At 62.9% G+C, this 17128-nt stretch carries 18 protein-coding genes; 4 read left to right on the plus strand and 14 right to left on the minus strand.

Annotated elements, in window-relative coordinates; translation table 11 throughout:
* Window positions 1-11 precede the first annotated feature (11 nt).
* The 11 genes from lipB to AAEQ75_RS04675 form a co-directional block, all read right to left on the minus strand.
* The gene (lipB, locus tag AAEQ75_RS04625; RefSeq protein ID WP_143504743.1) at window positions 12-653 is read right to left on the minus strand and encodes a lipoyl(octanoyl) transferase LipB; all 642 of its coding nucleotides are present in this window, start codon (window positions 651-653) and stop codon (window positions 12-14) included.
* Window positions 654-658: 5 nt separating this feature from the next.
* Window positions 659-937, minus strand: a complete 279-nt coding sequence (locus tag AAEQ75_RS04630; protein ID WP_143504744.1) for a DUF493 domain-containing protein — start codon at window positions 935-937, stop codon at window positions 659-661.
* Between the two features lie 151 nt (window positions 938-1088).
* A complete protein-coding gene (locus tag AAEQ75_RS04635) occupies window positions 1089-2264 on the minus strand; it encodes a D-alanyl-D-alanine carboxypeptidase family protein (RefSeq protein WP_343351007.1) in 1176 nt (391 codons plus the stop codon).
* A gap of 108 nt (window positions 2265-2372) precedes the next feature.
* Window positions 2373-3386, minus strand: a complete 1014-nt coding sequence (locus AAEQ75_RS04640) for a septal ring lytic transglycosylase RlpA family protein (RefSeq protein WP_343351008.1) — start codon at window positions 3384-3386, stop codon at window positions 2373-2375.
* Window positions 3383-4393 (minus strand): lytic murein transglycosylase B, encoded by a 1011-nt coding sequence (mltB, locus tag AAEQ75_RS04645; protein ID WP_343351009.1) that lies wholly within the window; start codon window positions 4391-4393, stop codon window positions 3383-3385. Before mltB ends, AAEQ75_RS04640 begins: the two co-directional genes overlap by 4 nt.
* A gap of 18 nt (window positions 4394-4411) precedes the next feature.
* The gene (rodA, locus tag AAEQ75_RS04650; RefSeq protein WP_179575927.1) at window positions 4412-5515 is read right to left on the minus strand and encodes a rod shape-determining protein RodA; all 1104 of its coding nucleotides are present in this window, start codon (window positions 5513-5515) and stop codon (window positions 4412-4414) included.
* 38 nt (window positions 5516-5553) lie between these two features.
* The gene (gene mrdA, locus AAEQ75_RS04655; protein ID WP_106733488.1) at window positions 5554-7446 is read right to left on the minus strand and encodes a penicillin-binding protein 2; all 1893 of its coding nucleotides are present in this window, start codon (window positions 7444-7446) and stop codon (window positions 5554-5556) included.
* Window positions 7447-7456: 10 nt separating this feature from the next.
* On the minus strand, window positions 7457-7924 hold the full coding sequence (gene rlmH / locus AAEQ75_RS04660) for a 23S rRNA (pseudouridine(1915)-N(3))-methyltransferase RlmH (RefSeq protein ID WP_013717179.1): 468 nt from the start codon (window positions 7922-7924) through the stop codon (window positions 7457-7459).
* A 9-nt stretch (window positions 7925-7933) separates the two neighbouring features.
* The gene (gene rsfS, locus AAEQ75_RS04665) at window positions 7934-8287 is read right to left on the minus strand and encodes a ribosome silencing factor (protein ID WP_179575928.1); all 354 of its coding nucleotides are present in this window, start codon (window positions 8285-8287) and stop codon (window positions 7934-7936) included.
* Window positions 8288-8353: 66 nt separating this feature from the next.
* Window positions 8354-9013 (minus strand): nicotinate-nucleotide adenylyltransferase, encoded by a 660-nt coding sequence (gene nadD / locus AAEQ75_RS04670; protein ID WP_179574523.1) that lies wholly within the window; start codon window positions 9011-9013, stop codon window positions 8354-8356.
* On the minus strand, window positions 9014-10279 hold the full coding sequence (locus tag AAEQ75_RS04675) for a glutamate-5-semialdehyde dehydrogenase (RefSeq protein ID WP_125834466.1): 1266 nt from the start codon (window positions 10277-10279) through the stop codon (window positions 9014-9016). It abuts the gene before it with no gap.
* A 234-nt stretch (window positions 10280-10513) separates the two neighbouring features.
* Between AAEQ75_RS04675 and AAEQ75_RS04680 the strand changes: the two genes are divergently transcribed.
* The gene (locus tag AAEQ75_RS04680; protein WP_343351010.1) at window positions 10514-11233 is read left to right on the plus strand and encodes a DNA-3-methyladenine glycosylase; all 720 of its coding nucleotides are present in this window, start codon (window positions 10514-10516) and stop codon (window positions 11231-11233) included.
* The gene (locus AAEQ75_RS04685) at window positions 11230-12546 is read left to right on the plus strand and encodes a bifunctional DedA family/phosphatase PAP2 family protein (RefSeq protein WP_343351011.1); all 1317 of its coding nucleotides are present in this window, start codon (window positions 11230-11232) and stop codon (window positions 12544-12546) included. Before AAEQ75_RS04680 ends, AAEQ75_RS04685 begins: the two co-directional genes overlap by 4 nt.
* Before the next feature lie 9 nt (window positions 12547-12555).
* On the opposite strand, the gene AAEQ75_RS04690 is transcribed toward AAEQ75_RS04685, so the two are convergent.
* The 3 genes from AAEQ75_RS04690 to AAEQ75_RS04700 are packed head-to-tail and all read right to left on the minus strand — an operon-like array spanning window position 12556 to window position 14273.
* Window positions 12556-13140, minus strand: a complete 585-nt coding sequence (locus AAEQ75_RS04690) for an LON peptidase substrate-binding domain-containing protein (RefSeq protein ID WP_343351012.1) — start codon at window positions 13138-13140, stop codon at window positions 12556-12558.
* Between the two features lie 60 nt (window positions 13141-13200).
* Window positions 13201-13917 (minus strand): LrgB family protein, encoded by a 717-nt coding sequence (locus AAEQ75_RS04695; protein WP_343351013.1) that lies wholly within the window; start codon window positions 13915-13917, stop codon window positions 13201-13203.
* Window positions 13914-14273 (minus strand): CidA/LrgA family protein, encoded by a 360-nt coding sequence (locus AAEQ75_RS04700; protein WP_099526355.1) that lies wholly within the window; start codon window positions 14271-14273, stop codon window positions 13914-13916. The genes AAEQ75_RS04695 and AAEQ75_RS04700 overlap by 4 nt, the downstream gene beginning before the upstream one ends.
* 399 nt (window positions 14274-14672) lie before the next feature.
* Here AAEQ75_RS04700 and AAEQ75_RS04705 point away from each other — a divergent pair, with 399 nt between their 5' ends.
* Window positions 14673-15128: a MaoC family dehydratase gene (locus AAEQ75_RS04705; protein WP_143497550.1), complete on the plus strand. Its 456-nt coding sequence runs from the start codon at window positions 14673-14675 to the stop codon at window positions 15126-15128.
* A gap of 136 nt (window positions 15129-15264) precedes the next feature.
* Window positions 15265-16989, plus strand: coding sequence for a C13 family peptidase (locus AAEQ75_RS04710; RefSeq protein ID WP_343351014.1), 1725 nt, complete (start codon window positions 15265-15267; stop codon window positions 16987-16989).
* Window positions 16990-17128 lie beyond the last annotated feature (139 nt).

Raw genomic sequence — 17128 nt, forward strand, 5'->3', positions numbered from 1 at the left:
CTGAGTCCGCCCTACGCCCTGGAACCGCCCTCTGCTGTGCTGTAGCCCAATCGGCCGCGTAGCGCCTGCTCCAGCCGCTGCGCCACCTCGTCGATTGACGGCGGTGCATCGACCAGATCCCTGAGTTGAACCATCTTCAACCCGGCGTAGCCACAGGGGTTGATACGCAGAAAAGGCGTCATGTCCATATCGACGTTCAGCGCCAGGCCGTGGAACGAGCAGCCACGGCTGACGCGCAACCCCAGGGAAGCGATCTTGTCGCCTGCCACGTATACACCGGGCGCATCCGCCTTGGGCGCCGCCTCGATGCCATAGCCGGCCAATAGCTCGACCAGGCCCTGCTCCATGGCGGTGACCAGCTCACGTACGCCGAGATCGAGGCGACGTAGATCGAGCATCAGATAGGCCACCAGCTGCCCAGGACCGTGATAGGTCACCTGCCCGCCACGCTCGACCTGGATCACCGGAATATCGCCCGCAGCGAGCACATGCTCGGCCTTGCCGGCCTGCCCCTGAGTGAACACCTTGGGATGTTGCAGCAACCAGATTTCGTCGGGAGTCTGCGCATCGCGCTCACGGGTCAGTTGGCGCATGGCCTCCAGCGTGGGCTGGTAGTCGACCAGCCCGAGGTGACGGACGACAAGCTCGGGCATGGGTATCACAGCACCATATGCACGCGGCCGGTTGCACGCAGGTCGACGTGAATCGCCTGCAGCTGCTCGACACCGGTGGCAGTGATCAGCACCTGAACGGAAAGGAAGTTACCGTTGCGGCTGTCACGCATCACCAACGTGGAGGTATCCAGGTCGGGGGCGTGGCGCTGGATCACTTCGATTACCAGGTCGGAGAAACCCTCGCCAGCGGTACCAATGACCTTGATCGGGTAACGCTCACAGGGAAAATCGATTTTTGGCGGTTGCACGTCGCTATCGGTCATGGCATCAGCGGGCTTGTGGCCCGTCCAGAAAGGGCCGCTCCGGGTTGGAGCGGCGGGCTAAAAGAGGCATGGCTTACAGCACGTAAATGGGCACTGCTTCAGCCGGTTTCAATGCCATGACGACAACGCAGGTCGCTTTCAGCGGTGACTGTCAGTTGAACAGGCCGAAGAAGAACAGTCGAATGCTGTCCCACAAACGACGCAGCAGGCCGCCCTCTTCTACCGGCTCCAGCGCCACCAGATCGGTGCTGCGCACCACGTCGTCACCCAGTTTGACTTCGACCTTGCCGATCACATCGCCCTGCTGGATCGGTGCGATCAGCTGCGGGTTGATGATCATGCTGGCCTGCAGTTTTTCCAGCTGGCCCTTGGGCATGGTGATGGTCAGGTTCTCTGCCAGACCTGCCTTGACCTGATTTGCGGCGCCCTTCCAGACGGTGGCCTGAGCCAGCTCTGCGCCTTTCTGGTAGAAGGTGCGGCTTTCGAAGAAGCGGAAGCCATAGGTCAGCAGCTTCTGGGTTTCCGCCGCACGGGCCTGCTCGCTGTCGGTGCCGAATACCGAGGTGATCATGCGCGCGCCATCACGCACGGCCGAGGCCACCAGGCAGTAGCCGGCCTCCGAGGTGTGACCGGTTTTCAGGCCATCGACGGTACGGTCGCGCCACAGCAGCAGGTTACGGTTGGGCTGCTTGATGTTGTTCCAGAGGAACTCCTTCTGCGAGTAGATCGCATAGTGCTCGGCGTCCTCGTCGATGATCGCGCGCGCCAGGATCGCCATGTCATGGGCACTGGAGTAGTGCTCCGGGTGCGGCAGGCCGGTGGCGTTCATGAAGTGACTGTTCTTCATGCCCAGGCGCTCGGCGGTAGTGTTCATCATGTCGGCGAAGGCATCTTCGCTGCCGGCGATGTATTCGGCGATGGCGATGCTGGCGTCGTTGCCGGACTGGATGATGATGCCGTGCAGCAGATCGTCGACCGTGGCCTGGCTGTTCAGCGGCAGGAACATGGTGGAACCACCGGACGCGGCACCACCGGTGCGCCAGGCATGCTCGCTGATGGTCACCAGATCCTGCTCGCCGATCTTGCCGTTGCGGATTTCCAGGGTGGCGATGTAAGCGGTCATCAGCTTGGTCAGACTGGCCGGCGGCAGGCGCTGGTCAGCGTTGTTCTCGACAAGGATGTTGCCGCTGGCGGCGTCCATCAGCACATAGGATTTGGCGGCCAGTTGCGGCGCCGCAGGCACCACCTGCTGGTTGGCCATGGCGAGTGGCGCGGCCAGAAGGGTAAGAACCAGTGAAGCACGTTGCACGAAGCTGGTGATGTTCATCCGTCTCTCGAAAATCGTTGCATGGGTTGTACGGCCCCAAGGGGCCATCTTTCGACTCGCCAGCAGGCAAGCCTCGGATTAGTCCGGCAAAAGCCGGTTAAGTTGCCATCAGTCGGCGCGGACCAGCGTGGGCTGGCCAAGGTTGGCCAGGCGCACGCTGCTCTGTAGCTGCTCAGCCTCGCCCTGATTGCTGATCGGCCCCATTCGGACCCGATGCAGAATCTGCTGGTCGCGTACCACTGAGCTGATGAACACCGGCACACTGCTGGTCTGGGTCAGCTTGGACTTGAGCAGCTCCGCAGCGTCCGGATTGGCGAAGGCTCCCACCTGGAGATACAGGCCAGAGGCTCCGAGTGAATCGTTTTTTTTTGCGTCGATCTGCACGGGCACCACCGCAGCGGCGTGCTGCGTCGGCGGCGGCGCGTACTGCTCGACGACCTGCGGCACGGGCTGCGCGACGGGTTGAGCCACAGCAGCCTTGGCCGGCTGATTGTTGGCCAACACCAATGGCACCGGACGACCCTGCTGCGCCCACCACTCGTGCGGGTCGATACCTTCGACCTTGACCCGCGCAGTGCCCTTCTCGGCATAGCCGAGCTTCTTCGCGGCAGCGAAGGACAGATCGATGATGCGGTCGGAGTAGAACGGCCCACGGTCATTGACCCGCAGGATCACCACCTTGCCGTTCTCCAGGTTGGTCACGCGCACGTAACTGGGCAGTGGCAATGTCTTGTGCGCTGCGGTCATGCCGTACAGATCGTAGGTTTCGCCGTTGGCAGTGGCCTGACCATGGAATTTGGTGCCGTACCAGGAAGCAGGCCCTGTCGCCTGGTAGCGACGGGCGTCCTGAATCGGGTAGTACTGCTTGCCGAATACCACATAGGGGCTGGCTTTGACCGGCCCGTAATGTGGCATGGGGATGGCGTCCTGAATCTTCGAGACATCGACGTCCCACCAGGGTGCGCCATCCCTGTGTGGCCGGTTGAAATCATCCGGGCCAGAGATACCGGCCGACTGACCGGGCACCACCGCGGGCTGCGGTGCCCGATTGGAGGAGCAGCTCGCCAGCAACAGCGCTGCCGTTACGCAGGCTGCCAGCGGCAGCAGTTTGGACGCACTCATCGACTACCCCGCGTTTCGACCAGCAGTTCGGCCAGTTGGTTGACTGCCATGGCATACATCACGCTGCGATTGTAGCGGGTGATGGTGTAGAAGTTGGGCAAACCGAACCAGTATTCGTCGCCTTGCGCGCCTTCCAGACGGAATGCGGTCACCGGCAGGTCTTCTGCCAGTTTGTCCTGGCTCTTCCAGCCCAGCGCGCGCAGTTCGGCGACGCTCTTCACCGGGTCCAGGCCCTGGGTCAGGCCTTCGTCGACGCGAGCACCGCTGACCTCGACGCGACTGGCGACCTGGCCGCCGGCCTGCCAACCGTGACGTTTGAAATAGCTGGCAACACTGCCGATGGCATCGGTCGGGTTGCTCCAGATGTTGATATGGCCGTCGCCATCGAAGTCCACGGCGTAAGCACGGAAGCTGCTCGGCATGAACTGCGGCAGGCCCATGGCACCGGCGTAAGAGCCCTTGAGGCTGATCGGGTCGACCTGCTCCTCACGGGTCAGCAGCAGAAACTCGCGCAATTCCTTGCGGAAGAACGGTGCGCGCGGCGGGTAGTCGAAGGCCAGGGTCGACAGCGCATCCATTACCCGCCAGCTGCCGGTATTGCCGCCGTAGAAGGTTTCCACGCCGATGATGGCGACGATGAACTGCGGCGGCACACCGTACTCGGCCTCGGCTTTTTCCAGCGCAGCCTGGTTCTTGTTCCAGAACTCCACACCCTGAGCGATACGCTTGTCGGTGATGAAAATCGGGCGATAGTCCTTCCAGGGTTTGACCTTCTCGGCCGGACGCGAAATGGCATCGAGGATCGCCTGCTTACGCTCGACCTCGGTAAACAGACTGACCAGTTGCTCACTGGCAAAACCATAGTCGCGGGTCATTTCCTCGATGAACTCGGCCACCTGCGGCGAGCCGTCGTAATCGGCCGCCAGCGCCTGAGCGCCAGTGCCGAACACGCCGGCGATACCGACTCCCATCAACGTACGAGCAGCCCAACTACGCAGAGAATGCATTAACCCATAACCCCCAAATCAAACCTGAGCGATCCACTTTCTGTGGGTGTGGATCGCCATCAATATCCCGAAGCCTGACAACAGCGTGACCAGATGGGTTCCGCCATAACTAATGAAGGGCAGCGGAACCCCAACTACCGGCAGCAGCCCGCTGACCATGCCGATGTTGACGAATACGTATACGAAGAAGGTCATGGTCAGCGCCCCGGCCAGCAGCTTGCCGAACAGCGTCTGCGCCTGGGCGGTGATCACCAGGCCGCGCGCCAACAGCAGCAGATAGAGCAACAACAACAGACAAACGCCGACCAGGCCGAACTCCTCCGCGAGCACGGCAATGATAAAGTCCGTGTGGCTTTCCGGCAAAAAATCCAGGTGCGACTGGGTACCCAGCAACCAGCCCTTGCCCAATACACCGCCGGAACCGATGGCAGCCTTGGACTGGATAATGTTCCAGCCCGCCCCCAGCGGATCGCTCTCCGGATTAAGGAAGGTCAGCACGCGGCGTTTCTGGTAGTCATGCATGACGAAGTACCACATGCCCACCGCGACCGGCACAACGGCAGCGGCGGCGCCGATGATCCAGCGCCATTGCAGGCCGGCCATGAACACCACGAACGCACCCGAGGCGAGGATCAGCAGCGAGGTGCCCAGGTCCGGCTGTTTGACGATCAGTACGAAGGGCACACCGATCATCGCCAGGCTGATGACAATGTGCTTGAAGCGCGGCGGCAGGTTGTACCGCGACAGGTACCAGGCGATGGTCATCGGCATGATGATCTTCATCAGCTCCGACGGCTGGAAGCGGATCACCCCAGGGATATTGATCCAGCGTGTGGCGCCCATCGCGGTATGGCCCATTACCTCCACCACCATCAGCAGCGCGACGCCTATCACGTAGGCAAGAGGCACCCAGCGCGCCATGAAGCGCGGGTCGAACTGGGCAATCACCACCACCGCGAGCATGCCAATGCCAAAGGACGACGCCTGCTTGAGCAGCAGGTCGATGTTCTTGCCACTGGCCGAATACAGAATGAACAGGCTGCCAGTGCCGAGAATCAGCAACAGCAGCAGCAACCAGCCATCGATGTGCATGCGCTGCAGCAGACTGGCGCGACGACGCAGCACGTCCTCGTCGGACAGGGTACGGTCGAAATTGCTGATCATCGCTGACTGACCTCGGCAGGCTTGGGCAACGCGAACTTGGCCTTGAGCTGGCCGGTTTCCTTATCCAGCAGCCAGGCATCCATCACCTGCTTGACCACGGGCGCGGCAACACCGGAGCCGGACTCACCGTTCTCCACCATGACCGCGACGGCGATCTGCGGGTTGTTCGCCGGTGCAAAACCGATGAACAGCGCGTGGTCGCGGTGGCGCTCCTGTACCTTGTTACGGTCGTACTTCTCACCCTGCTTGATCGCCACCACCTGCGCCGTACCGCTCTTGCCAGCGATACGATAGACCGAACTGTCACCAACCTTGCGCGCGGTACCGCGAGGGCCGTGCAACACCTCTTCCATGCCGCGAATGCCGTAATCCCAGAACTTGGGATCACGCAGGACGATATCCGCAATCGGATTGGGGTCTGACGGCAGGCGGCCATCGACGCTCTTGGCCAGGTGCGGACGAATCCACTTGCCGCGCGTGGCCATCAATGCGGTGGCCTGCGCCAGTTGCAGCGGTGTGGTCTGCATGTAGCCCTGACCGATACCGAGAATCAGCGTCTCGCCCGGATACCAGGGTTGACGATAACGTGCCCGTTTCCAGTCGCGCGAAGGCATCAGGCCGGCGGTCTCCTCGAACATATCCAGGGAAACACGCTGCCCAAGGCCGAAGCGGCTCATGTAATCGTGCATGCGATCGACGCCCATCTTGTGCGCCAGATCGTAGAAATAGGTGTCGTTGGAGCGAGCGATGGCCAGATTGAGATCGACCCAACCGTCACCAGTACGGTTCCAGTTACGGTATTTGTGGCTGTGGTTGGGCAACTGATAGAAGCCTGGGTCGAACACCCGCGAAGTAGGCGTGACCACACCGGCATCGAGACCGGCCACAGCAACCATCGGTTTGATCGTCGAGCCCGGCGGATAGAGGCCGCGCAGCACCCGGTTGTAGAGCGGCTGATCGATGGAGTCGCGCAGCTCACCATAGGCCTTGAAGCTGATACCGGTGACGAAGGGGTTGGGGTCGAAGCTGGGCTGGCTGACCATCGCCAGCACTTCGCCATTGTTCGGATCGATGGCCACCACGGCGCCACGTCGGCCGCCCAGGGCGTTCTCGGCCGCCTCCTGCAGGTGTACGTCGAGACTGAGCACGATGTCCTTGCCCGGCTTTGGATCGACGCGGTTGAGTACGCGCAATACGCGGCCACGGGCATTGGTCTCGACCTCCTCATAGCCGACCTCGCCGTGCAGCTCGTCCTCGTAGAAACGTTCGATACCGGTCTTGCCGATATGATGCGTGCCGGCATAGTCGGTAGGGTCGAGGCGCTTGAGCTCCTGCTCGTTGATGCGCCCGACATAGCCGACCGAATGAGCGAAGTGCTCCTGCTGCGGGTAATGCCGCACCAGCTGCGCAGCCACCTCGACGCCCGGCAGACGGAACTGGTTGACCGCGATGCGGGCAATCTGCTCCTCGCTCAGCTCGAACAGGATCGGTACCGGTTCGAACGGACGCCGCCCCTGGCGCACGCGGCGTTCGAACAGCGCGCGCTCGTCCTCGCTAAGCTCCAGTACCTCGACCACTGTATCGAGCACGCTAAGCCAGTCACCGGCACGCTCACGGGTCACGGTCAGGCTGAAACTGGGGCGGTTGTCGGCGATGATCACGCCGTTGCGATCGTAGATCAGCCCACGGGTCGGCGGCAGCGGCTGCACGTGGATACGGTTGTTCTCTGCCAGCGTGCTGTGATGCTCGTACTGAATCACCTGCAGGTAGTACATGCGCATGACCAGCACGCAGGTCAGCAGGATGATCACCACGCCGCCGACGAGCACCCGGCGCTTGACCAGGCGAGCGTCCTTTTCGTGATCCTTGAGGCGAATCGGCTGCGGCATGACTACTTGATCACTTGTGGTACGGGTGGCCGGACAATACGGTCCAGGCTCGGTAGATCTGCTCGCCGAGCAGGATACGCACCAGCGGATGCGGCAACGTCAGAGGCGACAGCGACCAGCGCTGCTCGCTACGCGCGCAGACCTCCGGTGCCAGCCCTTCCGGGCCACCGACCATGAGGTTGACGTTGCGTGCATCGAGGCGCCAGCGATCCAGCTCCGCTGCCAGTTGCTCGGTGCTCCATGGCTTGCCATGGACCTCCAGCGTGACGATACGTTCGCCGGGCTGCACCTTGCTCAGCATGGCCTCACCCTCCTGACGGATCAGGCGGGCGACGTCGGCATTCTTGCCGCGGGTGTTGAGGGGAATTTCCACCAGCTCCAGCGGCAATTCTGCTGGCAGACGCTTGACGTACTCCTGCCAGCCCTCCTCGACCCAACGCGGCATGCGCGAACCGACGGCGATCAGTTTGATCCGCACGGTTTACGCTTACTCGGCGCTGTGCTGGGCGCGACTCTGCTCGGCGCCCTGCCACAGGCGTTCGAGGTCGTAGAACTGACGCGCGGTCGGCAGCATCACGTGCACGACGATGTCGCCCAGATCGAGCAGCGCCCATTCACCGCTGTCCAGACCTTCGCTGCCGATCGGGCGCACGCCCTGCTCCTTGACCTTTTCCAGCACATTGTCCACCAGCGCCTTGACCTGACGGCTGGAGCTACCGCTGGCGATCACCATGAAATCGGTGATACTGGTCTTGTCCTTGACGTCGATCACAGTGATGTCGGTCGCCTTGATCTCTTCCAGCGCCGCCACGGCGATCTTGACCAGCTCTTCGCTGGGCATGTTCTGCTTGCTCATAAATGACTCATTTGCCTCGTGTAATGGACGCCAGCGCACATGCGCAGCGTTTCAAGCATTGGGCGCACGGTACAGATCGTGCGCCTGGATATAAGCCAGTACCGCATCGGGCAGCAGATATCGCGCCGAACGGCCGGTTGCCAACAAGTGGCGAATCTGCGTGGCGGAAATCGCCAGCGGAGTCTGCCAGATGAAACTGATTTGCCCGCCTGCACCTTGCAGGCTCAGCGGGTCACTGACACTGCGTGCAGCCAGCAGATCGCGCAGCGCCTCCGGCGCCTCGCTGTCGGCATCCGGCCGCTGCAGTACCAGCAGATGGCAGTGCTCGAGCAGCTCCTGCCAACGATGCCAACTCGGCAGGCCGCAAAAAGCGTCCCAGCCAAGCAGCAGAAACAGCTGATCGTCCGCCGCCAACTCGGCGCGCACCGACTCCAGCGTGTCCACCGTGTACGACGGCTTGTCACGAAGAAGCTCGCGGTCATCGACCGTCAACCGCGCCTCGCCAGACACCGCCAGTTCGACCATGGCCAGGCGCTGCTCGGCCGTCGCCTGCGGCGTATCACGGTGCGGCGGCCTGGCGCTGGGGATCAACCGCAGCTCGTCCAGCGCCATGAATTCCGCCACTTCCAGCGCGGCACGCAGATGCCCGATATGCACCGGGTTGAAGGTACCGCCGAGCAGGCCGATGCGTCGGGCGCCGAGTCCGTTCATTTATGTGCGAATGTGTCCATCGCCAAAGACCACGTACTTCTCGCTGGTCAGGCCGTCCAGGCCGACCGGGCCGCGTGCGTGCAGCTTGTCGGTGGAGATGCCGATCTCCGCACCCAGGCCGTACTCGAAGCCATCGGCGAAGCGGGTCGAGGCATTTACCATCACCGAAGCAGAATCCACTTCGGTGAGGAAGCGCCGCGCATCACTGAAGTTCTCGGTGATGATCGAATCGGTGTGCTGCGAGCCGTAGTGGTTGATGTGCTCGATGGCCGCATCCAGCGAGTCGACGATGCGAATCGCCAGGATCGGCGCGTTGTACTCGGCGAACCAGTCGTCTTCGCTCGCTTCCAGCACATCGCCGCCCAGCAGCTCGCGGGTGGCGGCATCGCCACGCAGCTCAACACCTTTGTCGCGGTAGATGGCGGCCAGCGGCGGCAGCACCTTGCCCGCCACGGCAGCGTGCACCAGCAGGGTTTCCATGGCGTTGCACGGCGAATAACGCTGGGTCTTGGCGTTGTCGGCAACGCGAATCGCCTTGTCCAGATCAGCGGCGACGTCGATATAGACGTGGCAAACGCCATCCAGATGCTTGATCACCGGCACCTTGGCATCACGGCTGATGCGCTCGATCAGGCCCTTGCCACCGCGCGGCACGATCACGTCGACGAACTTCGGCATGGCGATCAGCTCACCGACGGCAGCGCGATCAGTGGTTTCCACCACCTGCACGGCAGCCGCCGGCAAATCGGCCTCGGCCAGGCCCTGCTGGATGCAGCGGGCAATCGCCTGGTTGGAATGAATGGCCTCGGAGCCGCCACGCAGGATGGTGGCATTGCCGGACTTCAGGCACAGGCTGGCGGCATCGATGGTCACGTTCGGACGCGACTCGTAGATGATGCCGATCACGCCCAGCGGCACGCGCATCTTGCCGACCTGAATACCGGACGGCAGGTAGCGCATGCCCTGAATCTCGCCGATCGGGTCGGGCAGGGTCGCCACCTGGCGCAGGCCTTCGATCATGCTGTCGATCACCGCCGGCGTCAGTGCCAGGCGGTCGACCATGGCCGGCTCCAGACCGCTGGCGCGGGCGGCTGCCAGGTCCAGCTCATTGGCGGCAGTCAGCTCGGCGCGCGCGGCGTCGAGGGCATTGGCAGCGGCCTGCAGCGCGCGATTCTTCTGCGCGGTACTGGCGCGGGCGAGCACCTTTGATGCCTGGCGGGCGGCTTGGCCCAGGCGGGTCATATAGTCGTGCACGGACTCGGTCATGGCGGCGGAGGTCTGGCAGTTGGAAAAAGGGGCTGATTATAGCCGGCTCGCAAGGCCGCGCCCAGCGGCGTCTGGCAAGCGGTAGGTAACCCATCCGCCGGGTGATGAATGCCAGACGTAGCCGATGTAACGCACCGTGGGCAACCGCGGCCATCATGGGCACTGGAACGTTCAGGCATTTTTAAGCTTCTTGTTGCTATGCTCGCCGCCCGAGACTTAGCACCCGTGCGACAGATGAAGCCTGCCGACCCCACCCTCAGCTTGCCCTGGCCTGATGCCAATCCATTGCCCGACACCTTCTTCGACCGCGATGCACAACTGCTCGCCCGCGAATTGCTCGGCATGGTCATCCGCCATCGCGTCGGTGCGCTGTGGCTGAGTGCACGGATCATCGAGACCGAGGCCTACTACCTGGTCGACAAGGGCAGCCATGCATCGCTCGGCTACACAGAGAAGCGCAAGGCGCTGTTCGCCGATGGCGGGCATATCTACATGTACTACGCGCGCGGCGGCGATTCGCTGAACTTCAGCGCTCACGGGCCTGGTAATGCGGTGCTGATCAAATCCGCACATCCCTGGGTCGATGCCATCAGCGGCCCCGATGCCCTGGCGGCGATGCAACGCAACAACCCGGGCAGCCTCGACCAACACCGCGCCATCGAGCGTTTGTGCGCCGGGCAGACGCTGCTCTGCAAGGCGCTGGGTCTGAAAGTGCCGGACTGGGATGCGCGTCGCTTCGATTTGCAGCGCTTGTTCGTCGAGGATGTCGGCGAACGACCGCATGTGATCATCCAGTGCGCGCGCCTGGGTATTCCCAAGGGCCGCGACGAGGACCTGCCCTACCGTTTCGTTGATGCCGCCTACGCACGTCACTGCACACGCAACCCTTTGCGTCGTGGACAGGTCGAAGGGCGTGATTATCGATTGTTGAGGGTTTCAGGAGCAGAACGATGAGCGTCTGGCTGGATAACCTGACCACCTGGCTGAGTGGCAACCCGCAATGGCTGGGGGTGGCGATCTTCATTATCGCCCTGCTCGAGTGCCTGGCCCTGGTGGGCATCGTGCTGCCCGGCGTGGTACTGCTGTTCAGCGTCGCGCTGCTGGCCGGCAGTGGGATACTGACGCTGTGGCAGACGCTATTGCTGGCCTACACCGGCGCGCTGTGCGGGGACATGATTTCCTATGCGCTGGGCAGGCGCTTCAAGCACAACATCGGGCGCCTGCCGGTGTTGCGTCACCATCCGCAGTGGATTCTGCGTGCCGAACTCTATTTCCGTCATTACGGCGTGGCCAGCCTGTTGGTCGGTCGCTTCATCGGCCCGCTGCGCCCAATGCTGCCGCTGGTAGCCGGCATGCTGAACATGCCACTGCTGCGTTTCATGCTGGTCAGCCTGATGGCGGCAGCCGGCTGGGCGGTGGCTTACCTGTTGCCGGGCTGGGCGACCGGCGCGGCCCTGCGCCTGCCGATGGCAGAAGGTTTCTGGACGGAAGCAGCGGTACTGCTGGCCGGTATTGGCGTGATCCTGCTGCTGACCATTCAAGCCAGCCTGGCGGAAAAGCCACGCGCCAGCCTGCTTGGTGGCGGCCTCAGCCTGTTACTGCTGTTGGCCATCATCATCGGCTGGCCGCACCTCGATGCGCTGGATCAGGGTCTGATGTCTTTGGTCCAGGAACAGCGCCAGCCGCATCTGGACCAATGGATCGGTACCTTGACCCGGCTGGGCGACTTCCATATCCAGTTTGCGGCGGCTGCAGTGCTGTGCGCCTTGCTGTTCCTGGCGCGGCAATGGCGTCACCTGGTCTTCGCCGGCTCGACCCTGCTGGTCACGGCGCTAGGCAACACCACGCTCAAGCATGGGTTTGCCCGGGCCCGCCCCGATGTGCTGAGCGAACCGCTAACGACGTACAGTTTCCCCAGCGGTCATAGCTCGGCAGCCTTTGCCTTTTTCCTGGTGCTGGGGGTGCTGGCCGGCCGTGGTCAATCGGCACGCCTGCGCCTGGCCTGGCTGGTAGTGGCGTGCCTGCCTGCCTTGGCGATCGCCTTGTCGCGGGTCTATCTGGGGGTGCACTGGCCCAGCGACATTATCGCCGGCGCTCTGTTGGCCTCAGCGGTATGCGGCCTGAGCCTGGCCCTATGTCAGCGCCAGGAAGCGCTGCCGCCGCTGCCGGCGCGCCTGTGGTGGATCATCCTGCCCGCCTGCCTATCGGTGCTGGGCGCCATGGCGACCTGGCAGTTGTCCACCGCACTACTGCGCTATTCCTATTAAGGCGTCGCCTCAGACATCGCCCTGGAGCACCTCGAGCATGGCGTGCAGTTGCTCCAGGCGCAGGGCAGGATCATCGAGCTGAAGTAGCTGCAGTTTCTGCGCCGGCTCCAGCGGCAATAGATAGGCCAGCTGATTGGCCAGTTGCTGCTGACCGGCGACCACGCCGGTCATATCCAGGCCAGCCACCAGCGGATGCTCGGCCAGGGCCGCGTGCAGGGCGGCCAGATCAGCATGCTCGGCCTGCAGCGGGCTGTTGGGTTGCTCCTCCAGCCACTGCACGTCGGCGACGGTCAGTTGGTCCGGCAGCACCTGAGCGCGCTCGACCCTGAAGCGCCGGCCACCCTCCACGCGAATGCCCAGCAGGCCATTGGGACGCTGCTGGAAATCGCGCACCAACGCCTCGCAGCCAATGGCTGCGAAACGGCTGGCGGCTTCGCCCACCTCTTCGCCCTCGACGATGCACACCACGCCGAACCCCGTGCCCTGTTTCATGCAGCGGCTGATCATGTCCAGGTAGCGTGCCTCGAATATCTGCAGGTCGAGCACACAACCGGGAAACAGAACGGTGTTGAGCGGGAACAGCGGGAGCTTCATGGTTTACGGCCTGTTATCTACGCAAGACTGCCGGAGCATCAGGGATGGTCAGGCAGGCTCTCACAGGAGCATGACAATCGCCAGCGGCAACAGCACGGCGGTGATCACCCCCATCAGGCTCATCGCCAGCGCGGCGAAGGCGCCGCACTCGTCGCTCTCCTGCAGGGCGCGCGCCGTACCCACGGCATGCGCGGTGATGCCCAGCGCCATACCCTGCGCCGCCGGATGATGAACCCGGCACAGACGCAGAATGGACGGTCCGACGATGGCGCCGATGACCCCGGTGATCATCACGAACACCGCCGCCAGTGCCGCGATGCCGCCAATCTGATCGGCCACCAGCATGGCGATCGGCGAAGTTACCGATTTCGGCGCCATGCTCATCAGCATGATGCGCTCGGCGCCGAACAGCCTGGCCAGCCCCGCGCCGAGTACAGTGGCGAAGGTGCCGGCAATCAGCAACGTCAGGATGATCGGCCAGAACAGCTGGCGAATCCGCCGCAGGTTGAGGTACAGCGGCACGGCCAGAGCCACCGTGGCCGGGCCGAGCAGCAGAGTCAGCGCCGCGACGCTGTTGCGGTACTCGGCGAAACTCAGGCCGCACAGCAGCAGGATGCCGATCACCGTGAGCATCGACACCAGTACCGGTTGCAGGAATACCCAGCGGGTGCGCTCGTACGCGGCCATGGCCAGTTGGTAGGCGCCCAGGGTGATGCCGATGCCGAACAGCGGGTGATGGGTCAGCGCCTGCCAGGCGCCCTGCCAATCCGGACTCATACGTCCTCCTGGCGCTGCTGACGCTCGATCAATTTCTGCATCAGCCAGCCAGCGAAGGCCAGCGACACCAGCAACGACAGTACCAGCGCGCCGACCACGGCCCAGAAATCGGCGGCGATATCGCTGGCATAAGCCATCACGCCCACGGCCGGCGGCACCAGAATCAGTGGCAGGTATTTGAGCAGGCTGCTAGACGCGACGCTGAGCGGCTCGCCCACCTCGCCACGCAGCATGAGAAAGACGAACAACAACAGCATGCCGATGATCGGACCAGGCAACATCGGCAGCAGCAGGACGTTGAGAACGGTACCCAGTAACTGGCAGAGCACCAGCCAGGAAAGGCCGCGAAGCAGCATGTTTGAAATCTCCGGAAAACGAGCGATGGCCGTGATCTCCGCTTACGAGTAGGCCGCTGAAAAACGTAGGCGAGGCAGCCAGTGCAAGACAAAAACAGGCGAGGAAGCGCAGTTTACGAGTTGTAAATGAGCATTCCGAGCCTGTTTTTAACGCAGCAATGGCAACGTAGGTAGTTTTTCAGCGACCTACTGGAGGGGATTCCGGGCATCCATTGAGGCATGTCGGCCATTATAGGCGTGATGCCATCTCGCTGGCCTCTGTATTGCTTCGTCGAGCGGACCTATGCAGCGTCATTCATCACGCCAAGGCAGGCTTGACCCGATGCCGCCCCCATGATGATCTAGGCCGCAACGGTTTCACGCAAACAAAAACAACACACGCGTCCTCAAGGAGGAACTATGCCGTTCGTACCCGTAGCAGAGCTCAAGGACTATGTTGGCAAGGAACTGGGCAAGTCCGAGTGGCTGACCATCGACCAGCAGCGCATCAACCAGTTCGCCGAGTGCACCGGCGACCACCAGTTCATCCACGTCGACCCGGAAAAGGCCAAGCTCACCCCCTTCGGCACCACCATCGCCCACGGTTTCCTGTCGCTGTCGCTGGTGCCGATGCTGATGGAAAAGATCATGATCATGCCGCAGGGCCTGAAGATGGCAGTGAACTACGGCCTCGACAGTGTGCGCTTCATCCAGCCGGTCAAGGTCAACTCCAAGGTGCGCCTGGTGGTCACCCTGACCGATGCCACCGAGAAGAACCCCGGCCAGTGGCTGCTCAAGGCGCGCGCCGTGCTGGAAATCGAAGGCCAGGAAAAACCGGCCTACATCGCCGAGCCGCTGACCCTCTGCTTCGTTTGATCCCCGCCTGCTCCCGTTTCCGGCCCTCGCGGCCGGAACGGGAATCTTCTCGCGTCAGCAAAGCGTGCGATGCGACAGCGCAAGCCTGCGGGCTTGCGGCATACTGCCGAGCAAAGCACCGACCTGGACGTCCGCCATGAATTCCCTTGCCCTGCGCCTGCTTCCTGTTTGCTTGTCCCTGCTGATCGCCGGTTGCGACGAAGCCCGTCCGCTACTGCCGGCCAATGCCACCCTGCCCGACGGCGGCCAGTATCGTGGCGAGATCGTCGATGGCCTATTGCAAGGCCCCGGGCGTCTGGACTACCGCAATGGCAGCTGGTTCGTCGGCCAGTTCAAGGACGGCATGCTGGAAGGCAGCGGCGAGTGGCAAGGCCCCGGTGGCGAGCACTATCTGGGCGAATTTCATGAAGGCATGTTCCACGGCCAGGGCACCCTCACCTACAGCGACGGTAGCCGCTACGAAGGCGGTTTCGAACGCAACCGGTTCAGTGGCGTGGGCCTGCTCGAACAGGGCGGCCAACGCTATCAGGGGAAATTTCTCAACGACCGCTTCCACGGTCTGGGCAAACTGGAAATGGCCGACGGCAGCAGCTTCCAGGGCCAGTTCGTCAAGGGACAGCCAGAGGGCCAGGGCGTACGCATCGACGCCTACGGCAATCAGTACAGCGGCGTGTTCGCCCAGGGTCTGCTCAGCGGCCAGGGCAGCTACCACAACGCCGATGGCGACAACTACAGCGGCGGTTTCAAGAACGACGAGTTTCATGGCAAAGGTCGCTACCAGAGCGCTGGCGGCGAGACCTGGGCCGGCGAATTCGTAGAAGGCGTGATGCAGGGCCCCGGCGAATACACCGATGGCGAAGGCACCCGCTACCTCGGCGAATTCGCCGACTGGCAGTACGAGGGCGAAGGCCTGCTCACCTTGCCAGACGGCAGCGCCTACAGAGGCCATTTCTCCGGCGGAGAATACAGTGGCGAGGGCACCCTGACCCTGGCCGACGGCAGCCGTCAGTCCGGCACCTGGCAAAGCGGGCGCCTGGTACGTGACGAACAGGGCCAGCCACTGCCCGACAGCCTGGAGCTGGGCCTGCTGCAACAGGGACAACTGCTCGAAGAGGCCATCGCCGCGATTCCCACCTCGACACCGTCGCGCGAACTCTACGCGCTGACCCTGGCGGGCGACGGCAAGCAGAGCGTGTTCATGCGTGAAGCCGATTACGTCAGCAGGTTGATGCGTGATCGCTTTGGTGCATACGGCAGCGTCAGCCTGATCAATCACCGCGACCATCTTGCCGACCGCCCATTGGCCACGCGCGAGAACCTCACCCGCGTGGTTCAGGCTCTTGCCGAACGCAGTGGCGAGGAAGACCTGATCTTCATCTACCTGACCAGCCACGGCTCGCGCCACCATGAACTCAATCTCGACCAGCCGCGCCTGCAACTGGCCGACCTGCCTGCCAGCGAGCTGGCGGCGCTGCTGGCTCCACTCAAGCAACGCGACAAGGTGGTGGTGATTTCGGCTTGCTACTCCGGCGGTTTCATCCCACCCCTGAAAGACGAAAAGACCCTGGTGATGACCGCCGCACGCGCCGACCGGGTTTCCTTCGGCTGCAGCGAGGAGAACGACTTCACCTATTTCGGCCGCGCCCTGTTCGCCGAGGCCCTCGGCGAAACCGACAACTTGGAACGAGCCTTCGAACTGGCCAAGGAACGTGTCGCCGAGCGTGAGCAGAGCGACGGCTTCGAACCTTCCGAACCGCAAATCTGGGCGCCCCGCGGCGTACTCCAGCACTGGCGCGAACTACGCCAAAGCCAGGCCGAGCGCGCGCTCGGTGCCGTGGCCAGCGGTCCGGCAAAGGACTAACAGGCCGTTGAAAAACGTAGGCGAGGCAGGCAAGACGAGGCAAAAACAGCCGAAAAAGCGCAGTTTACGAGTTGTAAATGAGCATTTTGATCGGACTCGCGCACGAGGCTGTTTTAAACGAAGCATTGCCAACGCAGGT

The sequence above is a fragment of the Pseudomonas sediminis genome (assembly GCF_039555755.1).
GTDB classification, from domain to species: Bacteria; Pseudomonadota; Gammaproteobacteria; order Pseudomonadales; family Pseudomonadaceae; genus Aquipseudomonas; species Aquipseudomonas mendocina_D.